This is a genomic window from Aeromicrobium stalagmiti (assembly GCF_013283745.1).
In the GTDB taxonomy this organism is placed as follows: Bacteria; Actinomycetota; Actinomycetes; order Propionibacteriales; family Nocardioidaceae; genus Aeromicrobium; species Aeromicrobium stalagmiti.
Map to the genome: position 1 here is coordinate 691,034 of NZ_JABSTZ010000001.1, position 17,166 is coordinate 708,199.

The 17,166-nt window shown below is 71.1% G+C and carries 17 protein-coding genes; 6 read left to right on the forward strand and 11 right to left on the reverse strand.

From position 1 onward, the window contains the following. Positions 1 to 61 precede the first annotated feature (61 nt). The 7 genes from HQK15_RS03335 to mftA are packed head-to-tail and all read right to left on the reverse strand — an operon-like array spanning position 62 to position 6,661. Positions 62 to 1,651 (reverse strand): GMC family oxidoreductase, encoded by a 1,590-nt coding sequence (locus HQK15_RS03335; RefSeq protein ID WP_173489989.1) that lies wholly within the window; start codon positions 1,649 to 1,651, stop codon positions 62 to 64. After that, positions 1,648 to 3,033 (reverse strand): mycofactocin biosynthesis glycosyltransferase MftF, encoded by a 1,386-nt coding sequence (mftF, locus tag HQK15_RS03340; RefSeq protein WP_173489990.1) that lies wholly within the window; start codon positions 3,031 to 3,033, stop codon positions 1,648 to 1,650. The genes HQK15_RS03335 and mftF overlap by 4 nt, the downstream gene beginning before the upstream one ends. Beyond that, a complete protein-coding gene (gene mftE, locus HQK15_RS03345; protein WP_173489991.1) occupies positions 3,030 to 3,743 on the reverse strand; it encodes a mycofactocin biosynthesis peptidyl-dipeptidase MftE in 714 nt (237 codons plus the stop codon). Before mftE ends, mftF begins: the two co-directional genes overlap by 4 nt. Continuing rightward, positions 3,740 to 4,954 (reverse strand): pre-mycofactocin synthase MftD, encoded by a 1,215-nt coding sequence (mftD, locus tag HQK15_RS03350; RefSeq protein ID WP_173489992.1) that lies wholly within the window; start codon positions 4,952 to 4,954, stop codon positions 3,740 to 3,742. Before mftD ends, mftE begins: the two co-directional genes overlap by 4 nt. Positions 4,955 to 4,969: 15 nt before the next feature. Beyond that, a complete protein-coding gene (gene mftC, locus HQK15_RS03355) occupies positions 4,970 to 6,220 on the reverse strand; it encodes a mycofactocin radical SAM maturase (RefSeq protein WP_173489993.1) in 1,251 nt (416 codons plus the stop codon). Beyond that, positions 6,217 to 6,531 (reverse strand): mycofactocin biosynthesis chaperone MftB, encoded by a 315-nt coding sequence (gene mftB / locus HQK15_RS03360; RefSeq protein ID WP_173489994.1) that lies wholly within the window; start codon positions 6,529 to 6,531, stop codon positions 6,217 to 6,219. The genes mftC and mftB overlap by 4 nt, the downstream gene beginning before the upstream one ends. Before the next feature lie 19 nt (positions 6,532 to 6,550). Beyond that, positions 6,551 to 6,661 (reverse strand): mycofactocin precursor MftA, encoded by a 111-nt coding sequence (gene mftA / locus HQK15_RS03365; protein ID WP_173489995.1) that lies wholly within the window; start codon positions 6,659 to 6,661, stop codon positions 6,551 to 6,553. A gap of 132 nt (positions 6,662 to 6,793) precedes the next feature. Between mftA and mftR the strand changes: the two genes are divergently transcribed. Both mftR and HQK15_RS03375 read left to right on the forward strand, forming a co-directional pair. Next, a complete protein-coding gene (gene mftR, locus HQK15_RS03370) occupies positions 6,794 to 7,384 on the forward strand; it encodes a mycofactocin system transcriptional regulator MftR (RefSeq protein WP_173489996.1) in 591 nt (196 codons plus the stop codon). A gap of 60 nt (positions 7,385 to 7,444) precedes the next feature. Then, the gene (locus HQK15_RS03375; RefSeq protein ID WP_173489997.1) at positions 7,445 to 7,648 is read left to right on the forward strand and encodes a hypervirulence associated TUDOR domain-containing protein; all 204 of its coding nucleotides are present in this window, start codon (positions 7,445 to 7,447) and stop codon (positions 7,646 to 7,648) included. A gap of 23 nt (positions 7,649 to 7,671) precedes the next feature. On the opposite strand, the gene HQK15_RS03380 is transcribed toward HQK15_RS03375, so the two are convergent. Both HQK15_RS03380 and HQK15_RS03385 read right to left on the reverse strand, forming a co-directional pair. Beyond that, positions 7,672 to 8,103: a DUF3293 domain-containing protein gene (locus HQK15_RS03380; RefSeq protein WP_173489998.1), complete on the reverse strand. Its 432-nt coding sequence runs from the start codon at positions 8,101 to 8,103 to the stop codon at positions 7,672 to 7,674. Then, positions 8,103 to 9,983 (reverse strand): anthranilate synthase family protein, encoded by a 1,881-nt coding sequence (locus tag HQK15_RS03385; protein ID WP_173489999.1) that lies wholly within the window; start codon positions 9,981 to 9,983, stop codon positions 8,103 to 8,105. The genes HQK15_RS03380 and HQK15_RS03385 overlap by 1 nt, the downstream gene beginning before the upstream one ends. A 219-nt stretch (positions 9,984 to 10,202) precedes the next feature. Between HQK15_RS03385 and HQK15_RS03390 the strand changes: the two genes are divergently transcribed. From HQK15_RS03390 to HQK15_RS03400, 3 genes are read left to right on the forward strand one after another with little or no spacing between them, the layout of a single operon-like run. Next, positions 10,203 to 10,406, forward strand: coding sequence for a CopG family transcriptional regulator (locus HQK15_RS03390; RefSeq protein ID WP_173490000.1), 204 nt, complete (start codon positions 10,203 to 10,205; stop codon positions 10,404 to 10,406). Next, complete coding sequence (locus tag HQK15_RS03395; RefSeq protein ID WP_173490001.1) at positions 10,403 to 10,777, forward strand: type II toxin-antitoxin system death-on-curing family toxin; 375 nt, start codon at positions 10,403 to 10,405, stop codon at positions 10,775 to 10,777. Before HQK15_RS03390 ends, HQK15_RS03395 begins: the two co-directional genes overlap by 4 nt. Then, the gene (locus HQK15_RS03400) at positions 10,756 to 11,973 is read left to right on the forward strand and encodes an ArgE/DapE family deacylase (protein ID WP_173490002.1); all 1,218 of its coding nucleotides are present in this window, start codon (positions 10,756 to 10,758) and stop codon (positions 11,971 to 11,973) included. Before HQK15_RS03395 ends, HQK15_RS03400 begins: the two co-directional genes overlap by 22 nt. A 12-nt stretch (positions 11,974 to 11,985) precedes the next feature. Here the strand turns inward: HQK15_RS03400 and HQK15_RS03405 are convergent, their stop codons facing one another. Together HQK15_RS03405 and HQK15_RS03410 are read right to left on the reverse strand one after the other, a co-directional pair. After that, positions 11,986 to 13,506 carry a metallophosphoesterase family protein gene (locus tag HQK15_RS03405; protein WP_173490003.1) on the reverse strand — a complete coding sequence of 507 codons (1,521 nt, stop codon included), beginning with the start codon at positions 13,504 to 13,506 and terminating at the stop codon, positions 11,986 to 11,988. Beyond that, positions 13,503 to 15,623: a HelD family protein gene (locus HQK15_RS03410; protein WP_173490004.1), complete on the reverse strand. Its 2,121-nt coding sequence runs from the start codon at positions 15,621 to 15,623 to the stop codon at positions 13,503 to 13,505. Before HQK15_RS03410 ends, HQK15_RS03405 begins: the two co-directional genes overlap by 4 nt. A gap of 279 nt (positions 15,624 to 15,902) precedes the next feature. Between HQK15_RS03410 and HQK15_RS03415 the strand changes: the two genes are divergently transcribed. Next, positions 15,903 to 17,165, forward strand: a complete 1,263-nt coding sequence (locus tag HQK15_RS03415) for a carboxypeptidase-like regulatory domain-containing protein (protein ID WP_173490005.1) — start codon at positions 15,903 to 15,905, stop codon at positions 17,163 to 17,165. Position 17,166: the final 1 nt, after the last annotated feature.

The following is a 17,166-nucleotide window of genomic DNA, read 5'->3' on the forward strand; positions in this document are numbered from 1 at the left end:
AACTGTCAACAGTTTGCCGGATGTTGGTGATGACAGGTGCCACCATCGGGCCGCGGTCGGCTCAGGCGTCGGCGACGATGCGGTCGGCCGCGAGCCAGGCGAGAGCCATGACGGGGGCGGCCGAGTTGCCCGAGACCTGCTGCGGGAGCACCGACGCATCGACCACCCGCAGGCCCCGCACTCCGCGCACCCTCAGGCCGGCGTCGACGACGTCGTCCTGGTGCGGGCCCATCGCGCACGATCCCACGGCGTGATAGATCCCGCCGCCGGCCGAGCGCGCGTACTCGACCACGTCGTCGGCGTCCGCCACCCCCGCGCCCGGGAAGACCTCGGCCTCCACCCGATCGGCGAGCGGCGACGCCGCGATGACCCGGCGAGCGTGGTCGATGATCGTCGCGGTCGCCCGCTGCTCGGCAACGTCCTGGAGGTAGTGGGCGTCGACCAGCGGCTCCGCCTGCGGGTCGCCCGACGTCACATGGATCGACCCGGCGGTGGTGGGCCGCAGCACGTAGCCGGTGAAGAGCAGGCCCGAGTAGGGCGCGAGCTGCATCTGCGTGGCGGTCTCGTCAAGCGCCATCGGCACCCACACGCCCTGCACGTCGGGCCGCTCGACGTCGGGCGAGGACCGGAACGCGCTGACGACGTCGTAGCCGCTGGTCGCCACGGGACCGCGCCGGGTCACGAGATATCGCGCCGCCTCGCGAGCCTGACGCGGGAAGGTGTTGAGCCGCTCCGTCGTGCCGAGTCGGCCACCGAAGCGCACCTGCAGGCTGGCTCCCCGCTGCTCGACGACGCCCGAGCCGACGCGCGGGCTCTCCACCAGCAGGTCGACCCCGGCGGCCGCAAGCACCTCGGGGTGACCGATCCCCGAGCGCTCGAGCAGCAGCGGGCTCTCGACCGTGCCTGCGGCGACCAGCACCTCCCGGCGCACGAGCACGTCCTCGACCCGTTCGCGGCGGCGCAGCCGGACGCCGACGACGGCGTCCCCCTCGACCAGGAGCAGCTCGGCGCGGGTGTGGGTGGCGACGGTGAGGTTGGGACGATGGCGGACCGGAGCCAGGAACGCCGTCGCGGCGCTGACGCGGCGGCCCCGGGCGATCGTGGCGGGCGTGAAGGAGATGCGCTCGTCGTCGGAGTCGTTGAAGTCGTCGACCCGGCGCAGACCCAGGCTCGAGGCCCCGGCGATGACCCCGTCGGTGACCTCGTCGACGGGCCGCGGCACCGACACCGCGAGCGGTCCCCCGGCCCCCCGGGTCGCCGAGGCACCGAGCTGGTGGTCCTCCATCGCGCGATAGGCGCGCAGGAAGTCCGGCGCACCCCAGCCGGGATTGCCGCGGGCCTCCAACGCGTCGAAGTCGGCGGCGGCCCCGCGGACGTACATCAGCCCGTTGACCGCGGTCGACCCGCCCAGACCACGCCCGCGGATCCACGCCTCGGCCGGGACGCCGGACGACGGCCGGGTCGGGTAGCGGCGCGTGTGCCGCCCGGACCGCAGGCTGAAGTAGAACGCACGGGGCACCGAGAGGATCGGGGCGCGGCCCGAGCCTCCGTCCTCGACGAGCAGGACCTGCACCGCAGGATCGGCCGACAGCCGGTTCGCGAGCACACAGCCCGCGGCGCCGGCTCCGACGACCACGTAGTCGTAGGTCACGGACGCGCCTGACGCCGGGTCGGCAACCAGCGGGGCAGCAGGGAGCGGACCGACCGGTCGCGCCACGCGGCCCACCAGACGCCCGCGCCGTACGCGAGGTCGTCGGCACGCCGGGCTGCGACGAACCGCACCGGGTCGAGCCGGGTCTCGGCGCGGGAGCGGGCGAGCAGCCCGTCGGCCACGGCCATCACGGCGACGATCCCCCTCACGCGGCGCGAGGCCGTGGCGGCCACCAGTGACACCGGCCACCAGTGCCGCAGCGTCAGGTCGGTCGCCTGTCGCGCCGTGACGGTCGCGCCCGCTGCCGCGACCCGCGCTCGGGTTCGCGCATCGATGCCCGGCAGGTCGGCCGAGACCGCTCGCCACTGTCGTGCGACCGCCAGCCCGACGGCCGGGGCCAGCAGGCGGCGCGGCGCGAGGAACGAGCCGATGAGGCCGGCCGACGACCAGGTCAGCACCGCCGGGGCGACCCGCTCGCCGTGTCGTCGGGCGAGCGACGCGGCGCTCGACCCGTAGAACGCCTTGCGCCCCAGCCAGGTCCGCACCAACGTCCGCCCGTCGTGCCACGCGTCGACCTCCGACGCATGGCGCACCCGCCGGCCGTCGTCGAGGAGGCGCCAGACGAGGTCGACGTCCTCGCCGCTGCGGAGCTCTTCGTCGAAGCCGGCACCGATCGCGTCGACCCGCGCGAGCAGGCAGGCGCTGGGGACGTACGCGACCGGCGACCACGCCCGGACGGTCGCCGACGTCGAACCGAGGTCGAGCGAGCCGGCGGCGTCCTCGTACTGCTCGAACCAGAGGCGGCCCCCTCGGGACCGGACACGGGGGGCCACCGCGGCGAGGGCCGGATCGGCGAAGTGGGCGAGCAGGCGCAGCAGGTCGGACGCCGCGACCTGGACGTCGGAGTCGATGAAGGCGACGAAGGGAGTCGAGACGTCGCGCAGGCCGCGGTTGCGAGCCGCGGCGGGGCCCATGTTGTCGTCGAGCCGAACCAGCGCGGCGCCGTGCGGGCGCACCGCGCGGGCCAGGGCGTCGGCATCACGGGACGCGTCGTCGACGACGATGCAGCGGACGACCGGCGCGAGCTCGGCGAGCAGACGGTCCACCCCGTCCGGACGGTCGCGCACGGGCACGACGATCGTGAGGTCAGCCGGCGACCCGGACCCGACCTCGTCCAGCACGGGGACGGCGAGGTCCAGGTCGAGCAGACGACCCGCAAGGGCCGCCGTCGTCGGCGACGTCACCTCGAGGTCGCGCCCGTCCAGCAGGTCACGCCCGGCAGACGACAGCCTCAGCACGCGTGCGCCGCGCGTGACGACGGGTCCGACGACCACGTCGTGGTGCAGGCGGACGACGAAGCCGTCGGGCAGCGGGGTGCTCACGGCGCCGCGACCGGGACGGCCAACCTCCCGCGGGCGTCGACCGTGCCGGCATCGAGCGCCTCGAGGGTCTGCGCCACCATCGCCGCCAGGACTCGAGACCCGTGCTCGGCATCGGCGCCGGTCGGGTCGCCGAGCACACCGTTTCGTGAGACCGCCGCGACTCCCCCGGTCATCAGCGTCGGCAGGATCTCGCGCAGTGGCCGCGTGTCGCCCGGGACCGCGCGGTCGAGCCGCACCGACTCGGGGCGAAGATGCAGCATCAGGGACGTCTCGGTGATGCCCGCGTGCAGGTCGACGTCCTCGGTCGCGCACGGCACCCACGACACGTCGTGCCCCTCGTCGACCATCTGCACGACCGCCGACGAGAGCGCCGTCAGGTTGCCACCGTGGGCGTTGACCAGCACGATCCGCCCGGACCACGTGCGCATCGACCGGACGAGCTCGACGACGACCCGGTGCAGCACGTCGGTGCCGATCGACGTCGTGCCGGCGAACGCCTGGTGCTCGCCGCTCGAGCCGTACGTCAGGGCCGGCGCGACGAGGGTGCCTCCACCCAGCGCATCGGCGGCCTGCTCGGCCACCGCCACGGCGATGGTCGTGTCGGTGTCCATCGGCAGGTGCGGGCCGTGCTGCTCGATCGATCCGACCGGCACCAGGACGGTCGGACGCTCACCGATCTCGGGCCAGGCCGCGTCGGCCAGACGCGTCATGACCTCTGCGCCACCGGGCCGAGCTCGCGGGCGAACCCGGGAGCCATGACCAGGTGCTCGGGCGTGACCTCGTGGATCGAGGAGACACCCATGCCGAGCAGGGCCGAGTCGGCGCCGCTGCGCAGGATGTCGAGGACGTTCTCGACGCCGGCCTGACCGTTGGCCGCGAGGCCCCACAGGTAGGCGCGACCGATCATCACGGCGCGGGCGCCGAGGGCGACGGCCTTGACGACGTCGCTGCCCCGGCGGATGCCGCCGTCGAGCAGCACCTCGATCTGGTCGCCCACGGCGCCGGCGACGGCGGGCAGCGCCCGGATCGGGGCGGGGGTGCCGTCGAGGTTGTTGCCGCCGTGGTTGGAGACCGAGATCGCCGAGACGCCGGCGTCGACCGCACGCAGGGCGTCGTCGACGCGGCACACGCCCTTGAGCATGAACGGCTTGCCCGACAGCTGGTGCCACTGCTCGCGCATCCACTCCACGTCCTCCCACGACGGGGGCGGGGTGGTCATCCACTCGTAGTAGGCGCCGAAGAACGTCGGGCCCTTCTTCTCGCCGGGCGCGGCGAGGTTGGGGGCGGTCAGGTCGGGCAGGTTGGTCGCGAACGACTTCAGCCAGCGCGGCTTGCGCATGACCTGCGGCGCAAACTTCATCGCGGTCTTGAAGTCGACCTTCTCGGGGATCTCGGGGCTGCCCCAGTCGCGTCCCATCGAGAACGACCAGTCGAGCGTGGCGATGAGGCCCTGGGCGCCGGCGGCGTTCGCCCGCTCCATGCGCTGGATCATGACGTCGCGGTCACCGGTCCAGTACATCTGGAAGAACGTCGCGGGGTTGGCCGCCACGACCTCCTCGACCGAGCGGCTGGCGAAGTTGGACAGACCGATCACGGTGCCCCGGGCAGCGGCGGCGCGCGCCACGGCCACCTCGCCGTCGGGGTGGACGGCTTGGACGCCGGTCGGCGACATGATGACGGGCAGCGAGATCTCCTGGCCCATGACGGTCGTCGCCATCTCGCGCTTGGCCTGGTGGCCGGCGACGTGCGGCGCGAAGCCGAGCTCCATGAACGCAGCCTCGTTGTCGGACATCGACTGGCCCCGCTCGGACCCGGCGACGAGAGCACCGTAGACCGACGACGGCAGACGCTTCTTGGCCCGCTGCTGCGCGACCGCGACGGACTCGAACCAGGGGTTCTGCTTCCAGGGGTTCTTCGACATCGGTGTTCTCGTTCTCTAGAGGGTGAAGCCGGCGAGCGGGTTCTCGGCGCAGGCCGACACAGGCGGCGCCTGGACGTCCTCACGACGGGTGAGCGTCAGCATCACCGGCTGGTTGCGGGTCGGGTTGGCCTTGGAGTGGTCCTTGCCCTGCGCGGGAAGGACGCGATCTCCCGACGCCAGAGCGGTCTCGCCGTAGCCCTGCACGCACTCGGGGTCAGGACCGTCGAGCGGCAGGCCGGTGAAGAACTTCGCGGCCATGCAGCCACCACGGCACGCGTCGAAGAACGCGCACTTGGTGCAGGCGCCCGACGTCTGCGGCGCGCGCAGGTCGTTGAACAGCTCGGACATCTGCCAGACGTTCTCGAATCCGCCGTCGGCCAGGATGTTGCCGGCCAAGAAGTTGTCGTGGATCGCGAACGGGCACGCATAGACGTCACCGATCGGGTCGATCAGGCACACCACACGGCCGGCGCCGCAGAGGTTGAGGCCCGGCAGTGCGCCGCCGCCGTCGGCCTCGCCGAACGCCGAGAGGTGGAAGAACGAGTCGCCGGTGAGGACCTTCTCGCCGTTGGCCATCAGCCAGTCGTAGAGCTCACGCTGCTGCTCCGGCAGGGGGTGCAGCTCGTCCCAGACGTCGGCGCCGCGGCCCGAGGGGCGCAGACGGGTCAGGCGCAGCGTCGCGCCGTACTGGTCCGCGATCGCCTTGAACTCGTCGAGCTGGCCGATGTTCTGGCGCGTGCAGACGACCGAGATCTTCGCGTCCTTGAAGCCGGCGTCCTGCAGGTTCTTCAAGGCGGTGATCGCGGTGTCGTACGAGCCGGGGCCGCGCACGTAGTCGTTGACCTCGGGGGTCGCGCCGTCCAGCGAGATCTGCACGTCGACGTAGTCGGTCGAGGCCAGGAAGCGGGCACGCTCGGGGTTGAGGCGGACGCCGTTGGTCGAGAACTTCACGCCCACGTCGTGCGAGACGGCGTAGTCGAGCAGCTCCCAGAAGTCGGGGCGGATCGTCGGCTCGCCGCCGCCGATGTTGACGTAGAACACCTGCATGCGCTGCAGCTCGTCGATGACGGCCTTGCACTGCTCGGTGCTGAGCTCGCGCGGATCGCGCTTGCCGGACGACGACAGACAGTGCGCGCACTCCAGGTTGCAGGCGTAGGTCAGCTCCCACGTCAGGCAGATCGGCGCGTCGAGGCCGAGCTCGAACTGCTCGATCAGCGAGCCGCCCTCGGGGCGGGCGACGACGGGGCGGGACTCGAGAATGGTCATGCGACACCTTTCTGAACGGTGTTGGCCTGGCTGGTGACGCGCGGGCGGATCATGTCGGTGGCGGCGAGCCCCTGCAGGGCGGCGACGTACCCGGGCCAGTGGGCCTCGGGCACGCCGACCGTCTGCAGGGTCGACCGGACGTCGGGCTGGTCGGCCAGGGCGCGCACGACCTCGACCAGCGGCATGCGCTTGAGGAAGGTCAGCTTGCGGTTGCCGAAGTGGTAGGCCATCGCCCCGAAGGGCTCGGGCCGCAGCGCCACTGCCGGGGACAGGTCCCAGGCCTCGTCGAGCATCGCGGTCGTCTCGCTCATGGTGAGTGCGTCCCGCGGCTCAGTAGACGCCGCACATGCCGTCGATCGAGACTTCCTCGATCAGCGACTCGGCGGTCACGGGCGCCTCGACATCGGTCGTCGCGGTCTCGGTGGGGGTGGGGTTGGTCATCTCAGCCTCCTGGTCGTGGTGTGGACCACACATTAATGGCACTCGGGGCCAAAAGTCGAGGGAATGTTGACAATTGTTGGTCCGGGCCATTGCTCCGGGATCTGACCGGTGTCGCTTGGTACGTTTCTCGCCGTGACCAGAGCCCCCCGCGCCGGTGTCGGGCGTCCCGTCGCCACGACGCACGAGGAGATCGAGGACGCCGCCTTCCGCCTCTTCGGCGAGCACGGGTTCCAGAGCACGACGGTCGAGGCCATCGCCGCCGAGGCGGGCATCGGGCGCCGCACCCTGTTCCGCTACTTCGACTCCAAGAACGACATCCCGTGGGGACGGTTCGACGAGAGCCTCGTCCACTTCCGGGCGATCCTGCAGGAATCACCCGCCGACCTCGGTCTGCGCGAGGCCGTCCATCGCGGCGTGCTGCAGTTCAACGACTTCGGGCCCGAGGCCGCACCCCAGCACCGCCGCCGGATGGGCCTGATCCTCTCGACCCCGGCTCTCCAGGCCCACTCGGTGCTCCGCTACGCGCAGTGGCGCGGGGTCATCGCCGAGTTCGTCGCCGCGCGCGAGGGCCTGGCCGCCGGCGACCTGCTGCCCGTGACGGTGGGCCACACGAGCCTGGCGCTGGCGCTGTCGGCGTACGAGTTCTGGCTCGCCCACGACGACGCCGACCTGCTGCAGCTGCTCGACCAGGCCATGGCCGGCCTGCGGTCCTACCTGGCCTGAGGTGCCTCGCCGGGCGGAGCCCGACGTGCAGACGGGGCGATGACGGCGCACGATGGACGCATGAAGGTCGGGGACAGGGTCAGCTGGGACACGTCACAGGGCCGCACCCACGGAAAGATCGTCGACAAGAAGACCAAGGACTTCCAGCTCGACGGCCGCCAGTGGAAAGCGTCCGAGGACGAACCGAAGTACGTGGTCGAGAGCGAGAAGACGGGTGCCAGGGCCGCGCACGAGGCGTCGGCGCTCAGGGTGCTCAAGAGCTGAGGGTGCTCAAGACCTGAGCCGCGTCACGACCCCATGACCGGGGTGACGACCAGGCGCGCCGGCAGTCCGCGCCCGATCACGACGATCGCGTTCTGGCCGTAGGCCGTCGCCAGCTCGACCGCCTCGGCCTCGGCGAGGTCCAGCGCGAAGAAGCCGTGCTCGGGCTCCCACGCCGGGTCGTAGCCGATGCCGATGTGGGGCAGGATCACGCTGCCGGCCTCCGTGAGGTCGGCCTCGAGCCGGTCGTTCGCCTCGTCGTTGCTGTCCTGGTCGAGCGGCTCGCTCCGCGGGTTCCACCCCGTGATGAACACACCGCTCGCCGCGCCGAAGTCGTCCAGCACCGCGTCGACGTCGACCGACGTCTCACCGATGCCCACCGCGGCTCGCGCGATGCCGAGGTCGTCGAGGACGACGTAGCGGGTGCGCTCGTACTCGCGGAGGAGCTCGTCGGACATCAGCCGATCAGGTCCGTCACGAGGTCGCGCAGGATGCCGAAGCCGTTCTGGGTCAGGATCGACTCGGCGTGGAACTGCACGCCGCGGTAGTGCGGCCCCGCAACGAGGTGGATGTCGCCCGTCTCCGGGTCCGTCTCGACCGACACGCCGTCCGGCAGGCCCGACGCCGGGACCCGCGCGACGAACGTGTTGTAGAACCCGACCGTCTCGGGGCGGTCGAGCACCGTGAGCCGGCTCTGCGTCCCCTGGAACACGATGTCCTTGAAGACCAGGTCGAGCCCGATCTGGTGGCTCAGCGTCTGGTGCCCGAGGCACACCGCGAGGAACGGGCGCTCCGCCTCGAGCAGCCCCGCGACGACACCGTGCAGCGTCGCCATCTTGGGGTCGTCGAGGTCGCGGGGGTCGCCGGGGCCCGGGCCGACGACGACCAGGTCATAGCCGTCCAGCGCCGCGTTGCCCGCCTGCTTCAGCGCGTCCGCGTCGTGGCGGACGATGTCGGTCGACATGCCGAGCACGCCGAAGACGTGCGAGAGCATGTTGACGAAGTCGTCCTCGCCGTCGACGACCACGACCCGCTTGCCGACCAGCGACGGCACCGGCGCGGCACCCGACTGGTCGGTCAGCCAGAACTGGCTGAGCCGCTGGTTGCGCGAGCCGAGCGCGATGATGACCTCGTCCTCGCGGGTGAACGCGTCGAAGCCCTCGACGGGCTCGGGCGCCGACTCCACGAGGCCGAACGCGCTGAGGATGCCCGCGGCCTTGGCCCAGGTCTCCTTGGTCTCGTACATCGCGTCGGAGTCGCGGACCAGCGTCGCGCCGGCGGTGACCTTGAGGTTGCCGTCAAGGTCGACGTCGGCCGTGCGGATGAGGATCGGGGCGTCCGCGAGGGGTGCGCCGTCGTCGTCACGTCCGATCAGCGCCGCGACGGAGGCGTAGTAGCCGCGGCCCTCGGGCTCGTACTGCTTGATCAGGCGGCACGCGTTCTCGACGGGGCTGCCGGTGACGGTCGCGGCGAACATCGAGTCGCGGAGCACCTCGCGGACGTCACGGTGCGTGCGACCGGCCAGCAGGTACTCGGTGTGCACGAGGTGCGTCATCGGCTTGAGGTAGGGCCCGAGCACGAGCCCGCCCTCGTGGCAGATGTCGCACATCATCTTGAGCTCCTCGTCGACGACCATGAAGAGCTCGTAGATCTCCTTCTCGTCCTGGAGGAACTTCAGCAGCTCGCGCTTCTTGTCGGCGTGGGTCTCGAGGCCCCGCATGCGGAACGTGCCGCTGATCGGGTTCATCCGCACCTGGCCGGCCTCGAGACTGACGTGGCGCTCGGGCGAGGCGCCGATCAGGTAGCGGTCGCCGGTGAAGATGAGGAACGTCCAGAACGCTCCCCGCTCGCGCTCGAGCAGGCGGCGGAAGACCGTCAGGGCCGCGTCGTGGCCCCAGTCGGCGACCTGCGCGCGGTAGTGACGACCGATGACGAGGTTGGCGCCCTCGCCCTGGCCGATCTCGTCGTCGATGATCTGTCGGACGATGCCGGCGTAGTCGTCGTCGGACGTCTCGAAGCCGCCGCGGTCGGTGAACTCGACCGGCACGTCGGGCAGCTCGGACAGCAGCTCCTCGACCGGCAGCTCGGCGCTGTAGGTGATCTCGATCGCCGACAGCGGCGTGCCGTCCTGGTGCGCCTCGAAGCCCCGCTCGCGCGCCTGGGCGTAGGGGACCAGCACGAGGTGGTCCCACGCGCGCTCGGTGCCGGCGCGCAGCGGGATGTCGGCGAGCACGTCGAGGTCGGTGCGGGGGCCACCCACGAGGGTGACGGTGTCGGACTCACGGACGCGGATCAGCGCGAACGCCGGCTGCTTCAGCAGTTCGTCGAGCGAGGTCATGGCAGTTCCTTCACAAATGTCTCGACCGGCGAGGACGAGCGCCGCAGAAACAACGAAGCCCAGAGCCGGCCGTGAGGCGGTCTGGGCAGAAGACGACAGGCCACCGTTACGGGTGGCGCCACCAGGAGAGGGGCTGGGCTGTCATGGCAGGAGCCTAGCGCAGGCCGCGCGACCACGGTGAGCCTTGTCCGAGTGGTATCACGGCGATACCATGATGACATGGGCATGACGCTGCGACTGACCGACGAGCAGAACTCTGCCCTGGAGATCCTGGCCAAGGCTCAAGGGATCAGCAAGAACGAGGCCGCGGCTCGCGCCATCGTCGAGCAGGCACGTGCGGACGTGCGCCGCGAGGAGATCCGTGAGGCCACGCGCCAGGCCATCGAGGAGTACGGGCCGCTGCTTGACCGACTCGCGCAGTGATCGACTATCTGACGCTCAACGATCTTCTGGAGATCGTCGAGGTGACCGGTCTGCAGGCCGTTCGCGATCTCGGCCTGCTCGACTCAGCGGCGCATCGCCCCCAGACCAGCTTGTTCGGGGACGACGCCTATCCGACCCTGGACGAGAAGGCCGCAGTGCTGCTCGAGTCGATCGTCCGCAACCACCCGCTGGTCGACGGCAACAAGAGGCTCGGGTGGTTGGCTGTCACGCTCTTCTACCGGCGAAACGGGAAGCCGTTCCACGTGGCCCATGATCCCGCCCACGACCTGGTCATCGCGGTGTCGACCGGGCAGATGAGCCACCAGGAGTCGGCTGCCAGACTGACCGCATGGACATCGACGTCGACCTGATCCGGCGCGACCTCGCGCAGCTGGTCAACATCCCGAGCACGGGCGGCTCCGACGCCGAGATCGCCGTCCAGCGCTGGTGCGCCGCGACCCTCACGGGTCTCGGGCTCGAGGTCGACCAGTGGAAGCTCGACCTCGACACCCTGCGGGCCGATCCGGGCTTCCCGGGCGAGGAGGTCGAGCGTGACGAGGCCTGGGGCGTCGTCGGCACCTCCGGGCCCGGCACCCCGGCGCTGATCCTCAACGGCCACGTCGACGTCGTCCCGCCGGGCGATCCCGATGCGTGGACCAACTCCGACCCGTGGCACGTCCGCGAGGTCGACGACCGCTGGTACGGCCGAGGCGTCTGCGACATGAAGGGCGGCGTCGTCGCGATCATCGCGGCCGCCCGCGCCGTCAGCGACCTGACGTTGGAGCGCCCCTTCGCCGTGCACTCGGTCATCGGCGAGGAGGACGGCGGCCTCGGGACGTTCGCGACGCTGCGCCGCGGTCACGTCGGCGAGGCCTGCATCATCGCCGAGCCGACGGCCGGGCAGGTCGTCGCCGCCAATGCGGGCTCGCTGACGTTCCGCATCGAGGTGCAGGGTCGCGCGACGCACGGCTCCATGCGGGCCACCGGGCACAGCGCCATCAGCGCGTTCGAGCTCGTCCACCGCGCGCTCGGCGAGCTCGAGGACGTCCGCAACACCACGCCGCCCGAGCCGTTCGGCGTCCTGCCGTGGCCCATCAGCGTGGGCATCCTGCACGCCGGCGACTGGGCCAGCACCGTGCCCGACCAGCTCGTCGCCGAGGGTCGCTACGGCGTCATGCCCGGCGAGTCGTTCGCCGACGCCAAGTCGGTCTTCGAGCGCGCCGTCGCCCGCGCGGCCGCGACCGACCCCTGGCTCGCCGAGCACCCACCCGTCGTCACGTGGCCGGGCGGGCACTTCGCCGCCGGCCGCCTCCCGCAGGGTGATCCGTTCGGCGACCAGGTGCTCGAGGCCGTCGTCGCCGCTGGCGACACGAGGCCCGAGCTGATCGGCGCGCCGTACGGCTCCGACCTGCGGCAGTACGCCACCCTCGGCATCCCGACGTTGCAGTACGGGCCCGGCGACGTCGCCGATGCGCACGCCGTCGACGAGAGCGTCGGCATCGCCGACGTCGTCACGAGCGCCACGGCGTACGCCGAGCTCATCCTCGCCCGCTGCCGCCCCCGCTGACCCCCCAGGGAGTCAGCGGTCGGACGGGGCCAGGGTCACAAAGCTCTGGGGCGTGATCGCGCCACCGGGCTCGAAGTCGACCGGCTGCAGGCCGACCGGGCGGCCGTCCCTGAACGTCACGATCGTCGCCTGCGCCGTGCGCCGCAGCTTGCTGCCGAGCGCGAAGGCATAGACGGCGCCACCGGTCGACCCCGTCGTCAACGTGGTGGTCGACCGTCCGTTGTCGCCGATCGCCGTCGTCGGCCCGACCTGGCGGTGCAGGTGCCCTGACAGCACGAGGTCGACGCATCCCGACGCCGCGGCCTTCTTGGCCGACGACGGGCTGTGCACCGCGATGACGCTGACGTCGCCGGCATCGCACGCGGCCTGCGTCAGCTCGGCATCCTGGGCGTCGATCGCCGCCTTGTTGTCGGCGGCGTCACCGAAGTAGCCGGCCGTGAGGCCCGAGCTGCGCGGATCGCTGCTGCCGATGAACCGCACTCCGCCGACCGTCACGGGCTCACCCTTCAGCAGCGTGAACCCCTTGTCCTGCATCTGGTCGGCGACGGTGTTGCCGGTGTCGTGGTTGCCCGCGACCGACACGACGTCGAGGTCGCGGAACTCCCGCGCGAGGGAGTTGATGCTGAACGCCTCCCAGCTCGCGCCGTTGGACGTGTCGTCGCCGAGGTCGATCAGCATGCTGGCCTCGGCACGATCGGCGATGATCCGCGTGACGGGGTCCATGCCGATGTTGTCGTGGCGGTCGGTGACCACCAGGGCGGTGGTCTCACCCTCGAGGGGGGTGCGCACGTCGACCTGGCGAGCCGTCTCCGCCAGCTTGCCGTAGAAGGCGACGGAGGTCTGATAGGTGTCGAGCGCTCCCTGCACGAGGGCCTTGCTGCCACTGGTCGACGCGCCCTCGACGATCTCGACCTTGTCGAGCACCGGGTCGTTGGGCAGCAGGGGGAAGACCGAGTCGATCGGCACCCAGGTGGCGTCCTGCCCCCGTGGACGCTCGGGCGCGGCGACCAGGACGACCGCTGCCAGCGTGACGACGGCGGTCGCCCCCGCACCCAGCACCTGGCCGCGACGCGGGTGGCGAGCCGCGGCCCAGATCGCGCGGCGGCGGGGTCGACCGATCGCGCGCCAGCCCAGCACGGCGACGAGGACCGTGATGAGGGCGACGCCGAGGCCCCGCATCGCCGCATCCAGCAGCATCGAGACGAGCGTGGACCGGACGGCCGCGATCTCGCCCTGCGGCTGGCTCGCAATGACGGCGTCGCGGGCGACGAGCTGGTTGAGCTGGGTGACCTCGCTGTCGCCGAGGCGGATGTCGAGGCCGATGCCCAGCGGGGCGTCGGAGGGCAGCCGGATCTGCGGGATCAGGGTGCCGAAGTCGATCCGGGCGTAGCCGTCGGTGTTGGGCTGCACCGTGGCCTCATGGGCGCCGATGACGATCTGCCGCTCGCTGTGGACGAACGTCGAGTAGGCGGTCGGCACACCCACCGCCAGTCCGAGGACCAGCAGCAGGAGGACCTTGACGGTCAGCCTCATGCGATCCGGGCGCTCCAGCGATCGGTCGTGCCCACGGTCGTGAGCAGCTGGGTCGCACGCGTCAGGACGACGTAGAGCGTGCGCCAGCCGGCACTCGACTCATCAGTGATGCCGTCGGGCTCGACGACGACGACGCCGTCGAACTCCAGGCCCTTGGTGTCGAGGCCGTCGAGCACGCGCAGCCGGTCAGGGTGCTGGTCCATGAGGTCGGCGAGATCGACCCGCAGGGCCGCGAGCCGAGAACGCGGCGCCACGATCGCGACCGTGCCGTCGACCCGGTCGAGGACCTGTCGGGCACTGCTCCTGACGGTCTCGACCAGCTCGGACGCCCCCACCGTCAGGTGCAGCGGCGACTCGCCCGTGCGGCGGACCGCGTCGGCGAGGTCGGGATCGGGCACGGCGACGGCCGCGACCTTGGCGGCGAGCTCGTAGATCTCGGCGGAGTTGCGGTAGTTGGTCGACAGCCGGAAGGCGTGCTCGGGCTTGCCCTCGAGGGCGGCCTTGCGGGCGGCGGCGGACTCGTGCGGGTAGGGCCACGACGACTGCGCCTCGTCGCCGACGATCGTCCAGCTGGCGTGGCGCCCGCGACGACCCAGCATGCGCCACTGCATCGGCGAGAGGTCCTGCGCCTCGTCGACGAGGACGTGCGCGAAGCCGTCGTCCTCGATGCTCTGCGTCGAGCGGAAGCGGTCGACCCGCTCCTCGCGCTCGCGCCGCTCGAAGCTCATGAGCTGCTTGGGGTTGTCGTCCTCGTCGTCGGTGGCCTCCGGGACCTCGCCGATGACGTAGCGGAGCTCGTCGATCAGCGGGACGTCCTGGATGCTCGGGTCGTCGATCGTCCACGACTCCCGGAGCGCCGCGATCTCGCGGGCGTTGAAGGCCCCGTGGGAGAGCTCCTGGACGAGGTCGGGCAGGGTGCGCCAGACGTCGATCGGGGTGGTGGGCGGCCACCACTGTTCGACGAAGTCGACGAAGCGGTCGTCGGTCGTGATGATCTCGACGAACTCCTCCTCGCCCTTCTCCAGCGCCCGCTCGCCCCGGACCTGGCGCCAGAGGGCGTCGACCAAGGCGGCCGGCGCCTTGGCGTAGGCCCGGTTGCGCTTGGCGCCCGCGAGCAGCTGGCGGCGGATGCGGTCGAGCTGCGCGGCGTCGAGGCGCAGGACGTCGTCCTTGTAGAAGTAGCGGAACTCCGTCGGAGATCCCGGCGCCGGTGCCGCGGCCGCACGGCCGAGGAACTTGACCATGCGGGACGACCCCTTGGCCGCGGCGGCGACGGGCTCGTCGTGGCGGGCGGCCCGCAGGCCGTCGACGACCTCGCCGAGCGAGCGCAGCGTCACGCTGGTCTCGCCGAGGCTCGGCAGCACCCGCTCGATGTAGTTCATGAAGACCGTGGACGGACCGACGACCAGCACGCCGCCGGACTCGAAACGGCGTCGATCGGTGTAGAGCAGGTAGGCCGCACGATGCAGCGCGACGACGGTCTTGCCGGTGCCCGGGCCACCGCCGATCGTGGTGGCGCCACGGCTCGGCGCGCGGATCGCCTCGTCCTGCTCCTTCTGGATCGTGGCGACGACCGAGTGCATCGTGCTGTCGCGGGCGCGGGTGAGGCTGGCGAGCAGTGCGCCCTCACCCACGATCACGAGGTCGTCGGGGGCGTTGTCGGCGTCGAGCAGGTCGTCCTCGACACCGATGACCTGGTCGTTGGCGCAGCGCAGCACTCGGCGACGGATGACGCCGGTCGGCTCCTGGGCCGTGGCCTGGTAGAAGAGCGCGGCGGCCGGGGCCCGCCAGTCGATCAGCAGGATCTCGCGCTCGGCGTCGCGCACCCCGATGCGGCCGATGTAGCGCGACTCGCCGTTCAGCATGTTGAGGCGGCCGAACACCAGGCCGTCGTGGGCGGCGTTGAGCGCCGAGAGCCGCTTCGAGGCCTGGTAGACCATGGCGTCGCGCTCGACGAGCCCGCCCTCGTTGCCGACGTGACCGCGCGCCAGACCCTCGACGACGAGGGACTGGGCGACCTTGGCCGAGGCGTCGAGGCGCTCATAGACCGTGTCGACGTACGCCTGCTCCGCAGCGATCTCGCGCTGCTCCGCGGTCCGTGCGTCCTGTACGCCCACCCTGCTCCTCCACTGCCGTTGCAGAACTCACAAGTCTATTAGGTGCCCCGGACATTCCGCAGCCGGTTCCCATCCCGTGACATGGTGGGACGCAGGTCACACATTCGTCGGGTCGCTGCGGCAACCGAACGTGCCACCGGGGGAACTCACCCAGAACCTCACTCAACCCGTCCCGCGACCCGCACGAGAAAGATGCAATCCCACGACAACCGAACGGCACCCAGCCGCATCTCCCACGTCACCAGCACCATCACCGACCGATCCCCCGGGGGGAAACCCATGAAGCTGCACCACCACGTCCGTGTCCCGGCCCTGCTGCTCGGGGTGATCGCCCTGCTCCTCGCCGGGCTGACGCTGCCCGCCCACGCCGCGACCAAGAACGCCACCGTCAAGGGCGTCGTCACCGTCGACGGCACGCCGATCAAGGGCGTGACGATCGAGCTGTACGTCACCGGCGACGACGGCTACCAGGAGCCTCGAGTGGCTACCGCTGTCACCGACAGCAAGGGCGCGTACTCCATCAGGTTCAGCCCGACGAACCCCATCGACGTGTACGTCGGCAGCACGATCCTGATCAAGGACCCCCAGTACCGGATCGTCTCGACCTCCCGCCGGTTCATGGGTGTCGCCAACAAGACCGTCACGCGCAATGCCTCGGTCAAGAAGGCAGGCTCGATCACCGGAACGGTCAAGCGAGGCGACGGCAAGGCCACCGGCCTGCTGCGCGTCGTGGCCGACGGACCGTCGTCGAGCATCGATCCCGGTCGCGACCTCCCGATCAACTACGACCAGGACGTCAAGGTCGCAGCCGATGGATCTTTCGCGCTCCGCGGCCTGCCCTCCGGGAACTTCTCCCTGCAGTCCGTCGACGACGGCCAGACCTACTTCTCCCAGTGCTACGACAACCTCATCCAGGGTGACGAGCCCTGCATCGAGCAGGACGCTGCCACGACGGTCCCGCTCGCGACGGGTCAGAACGTCACGCTCGAACCGCAGACGCTGTCGACCGCCGGACACCGCATCTCCGGCATCGTCACCGACACGTCCGGTCGCCCGATCGGCCACACGACCGTCGAGGCGACGCAGGACGGCGGCTCCGACCGGTTGAACGACCGCAACCACCCGACCACCGGCGCGTTCCGGATCGGCCCGCTGTCGGGCGACGGCTACCGTCTGACCGCGAAGCCCGACTTCCCGTGGGCGCCGCAGACCGCCGACTCCGTGATCGACGTCAGCGGCGGTGACGTCACCGGCGTCCAGATCAAGGTCAAGTCGCAGGCCACGATCAAGGCGACCCTCACGCCGGGCACCGGCACCGTCAAGGTCGCGGTCGACGTCACCCGCGCGGCCACGGGCAGCAAGCCCAGCGGCAAGGCGACGATCCGCTGGGGAACCATCTCCAAGACCGTCGACCTGGTCGACGGCAAGGGCACCGTCAAGCTGCAGGGCCTGCCGGCCGGCAAGCGTCAGATCACGGTGTCCTACGCCGGCACCTCCTCGACGGCGGCCGCCACGAAGCTCTTCTACGCGACAGTGAAGTGAC

What these genes read in the sequence shown, in the direction of transcription:
- mftE (WP_173489991.1), bottom strand. Translation starts at nt 3,743, where the DNA reads ATGACGCGTCTGGCCGACGCGGCCTGGCCCGAGATCGGTGAGCGTCCG.
- mftD (WP_173489992.1), bottom strand. Translation starts at nt 4,954, where the DNA reads ATGTCGAAGAACCCCTGGAAGCAGAACCCCTGGTTCGAGTCCGTCGCG.
- mftC (WP_173489993.1), bottom strand. Translation starts at nt 6,220, where the DNA reads ATGACCATTCTCGAGTCCCGCCCCGTCGTCGCCCGCCCCGAGGGCGGC.
- mftB (WP_173489994.1), bottom strand. Translation starts at nt 6,531, where the DNA reads ATGAGCGAGACGACCGCGATGCTCGACGAGGCCTGGGACCTGTCCCCG.
- mftA (WP_173489995.1), bottom strand. Translation starts at nt 6,661, where the DNA reads ATGACCAACCCCACCCCCACCGAGACCGCGACGACCGATGTCGAGGCG.
- HQK15_RS03375 (WP_173489997.1), top strand. Translation starts at nt 7,445, where the DNA reads ATGAAGGTCGGGGACAGGGTCAGCTGGGACACGTCACAGGGCCGCACC.
- HQK15_RS03380 (WP_173489998.1), bottom strand. Translation starts at nt 8,103, where the DNA reads ATGTCCGACGAGCTCCTCCGCGAGTACGAGCGCACCCGCTACGTCGTC.
- HQK15_RS03385 (WP_173489999.1), bottom strand. Translation starts at nt 9,983, where the DNA reads ATGACCTCGCTCGACGAACTGCTGAAGCAGCCGGCGTTCGCGCTGATC.
- HQK15_RS03390 (WP_173490000.1), top strand. Translation starts at nt 10,203, where the DNA reads ATGGGCATGACGCTGCGACTGACCGACGAGCAGAACTCTGCCCTGGAG.
- HQK15_RS03400 (WP_173490002.1), top strand. Translation starts at nt 10,756, where the DNA reads ATGGACATCGACGTCGACCTGATCCGGCGCGACCTCGCGCAGCTGGTC.
- HQK15_RS03405 (WP_173490003.1), bottom strand. Translation starts at nt 13,506, where the DNA reads ATGAGGCTGACCGTCAAGGTCCTCCTGCTGCTGGTCCTCGGACTGGCG.
- HQK15_RS03415 (WP_173490005.1), top strand. Translation starts at nt 15,903, where the DNA reads ATGAAGCTGCACCACCACGTCCGTGTCCCGGCCCTGCTGCTCGGGGTG.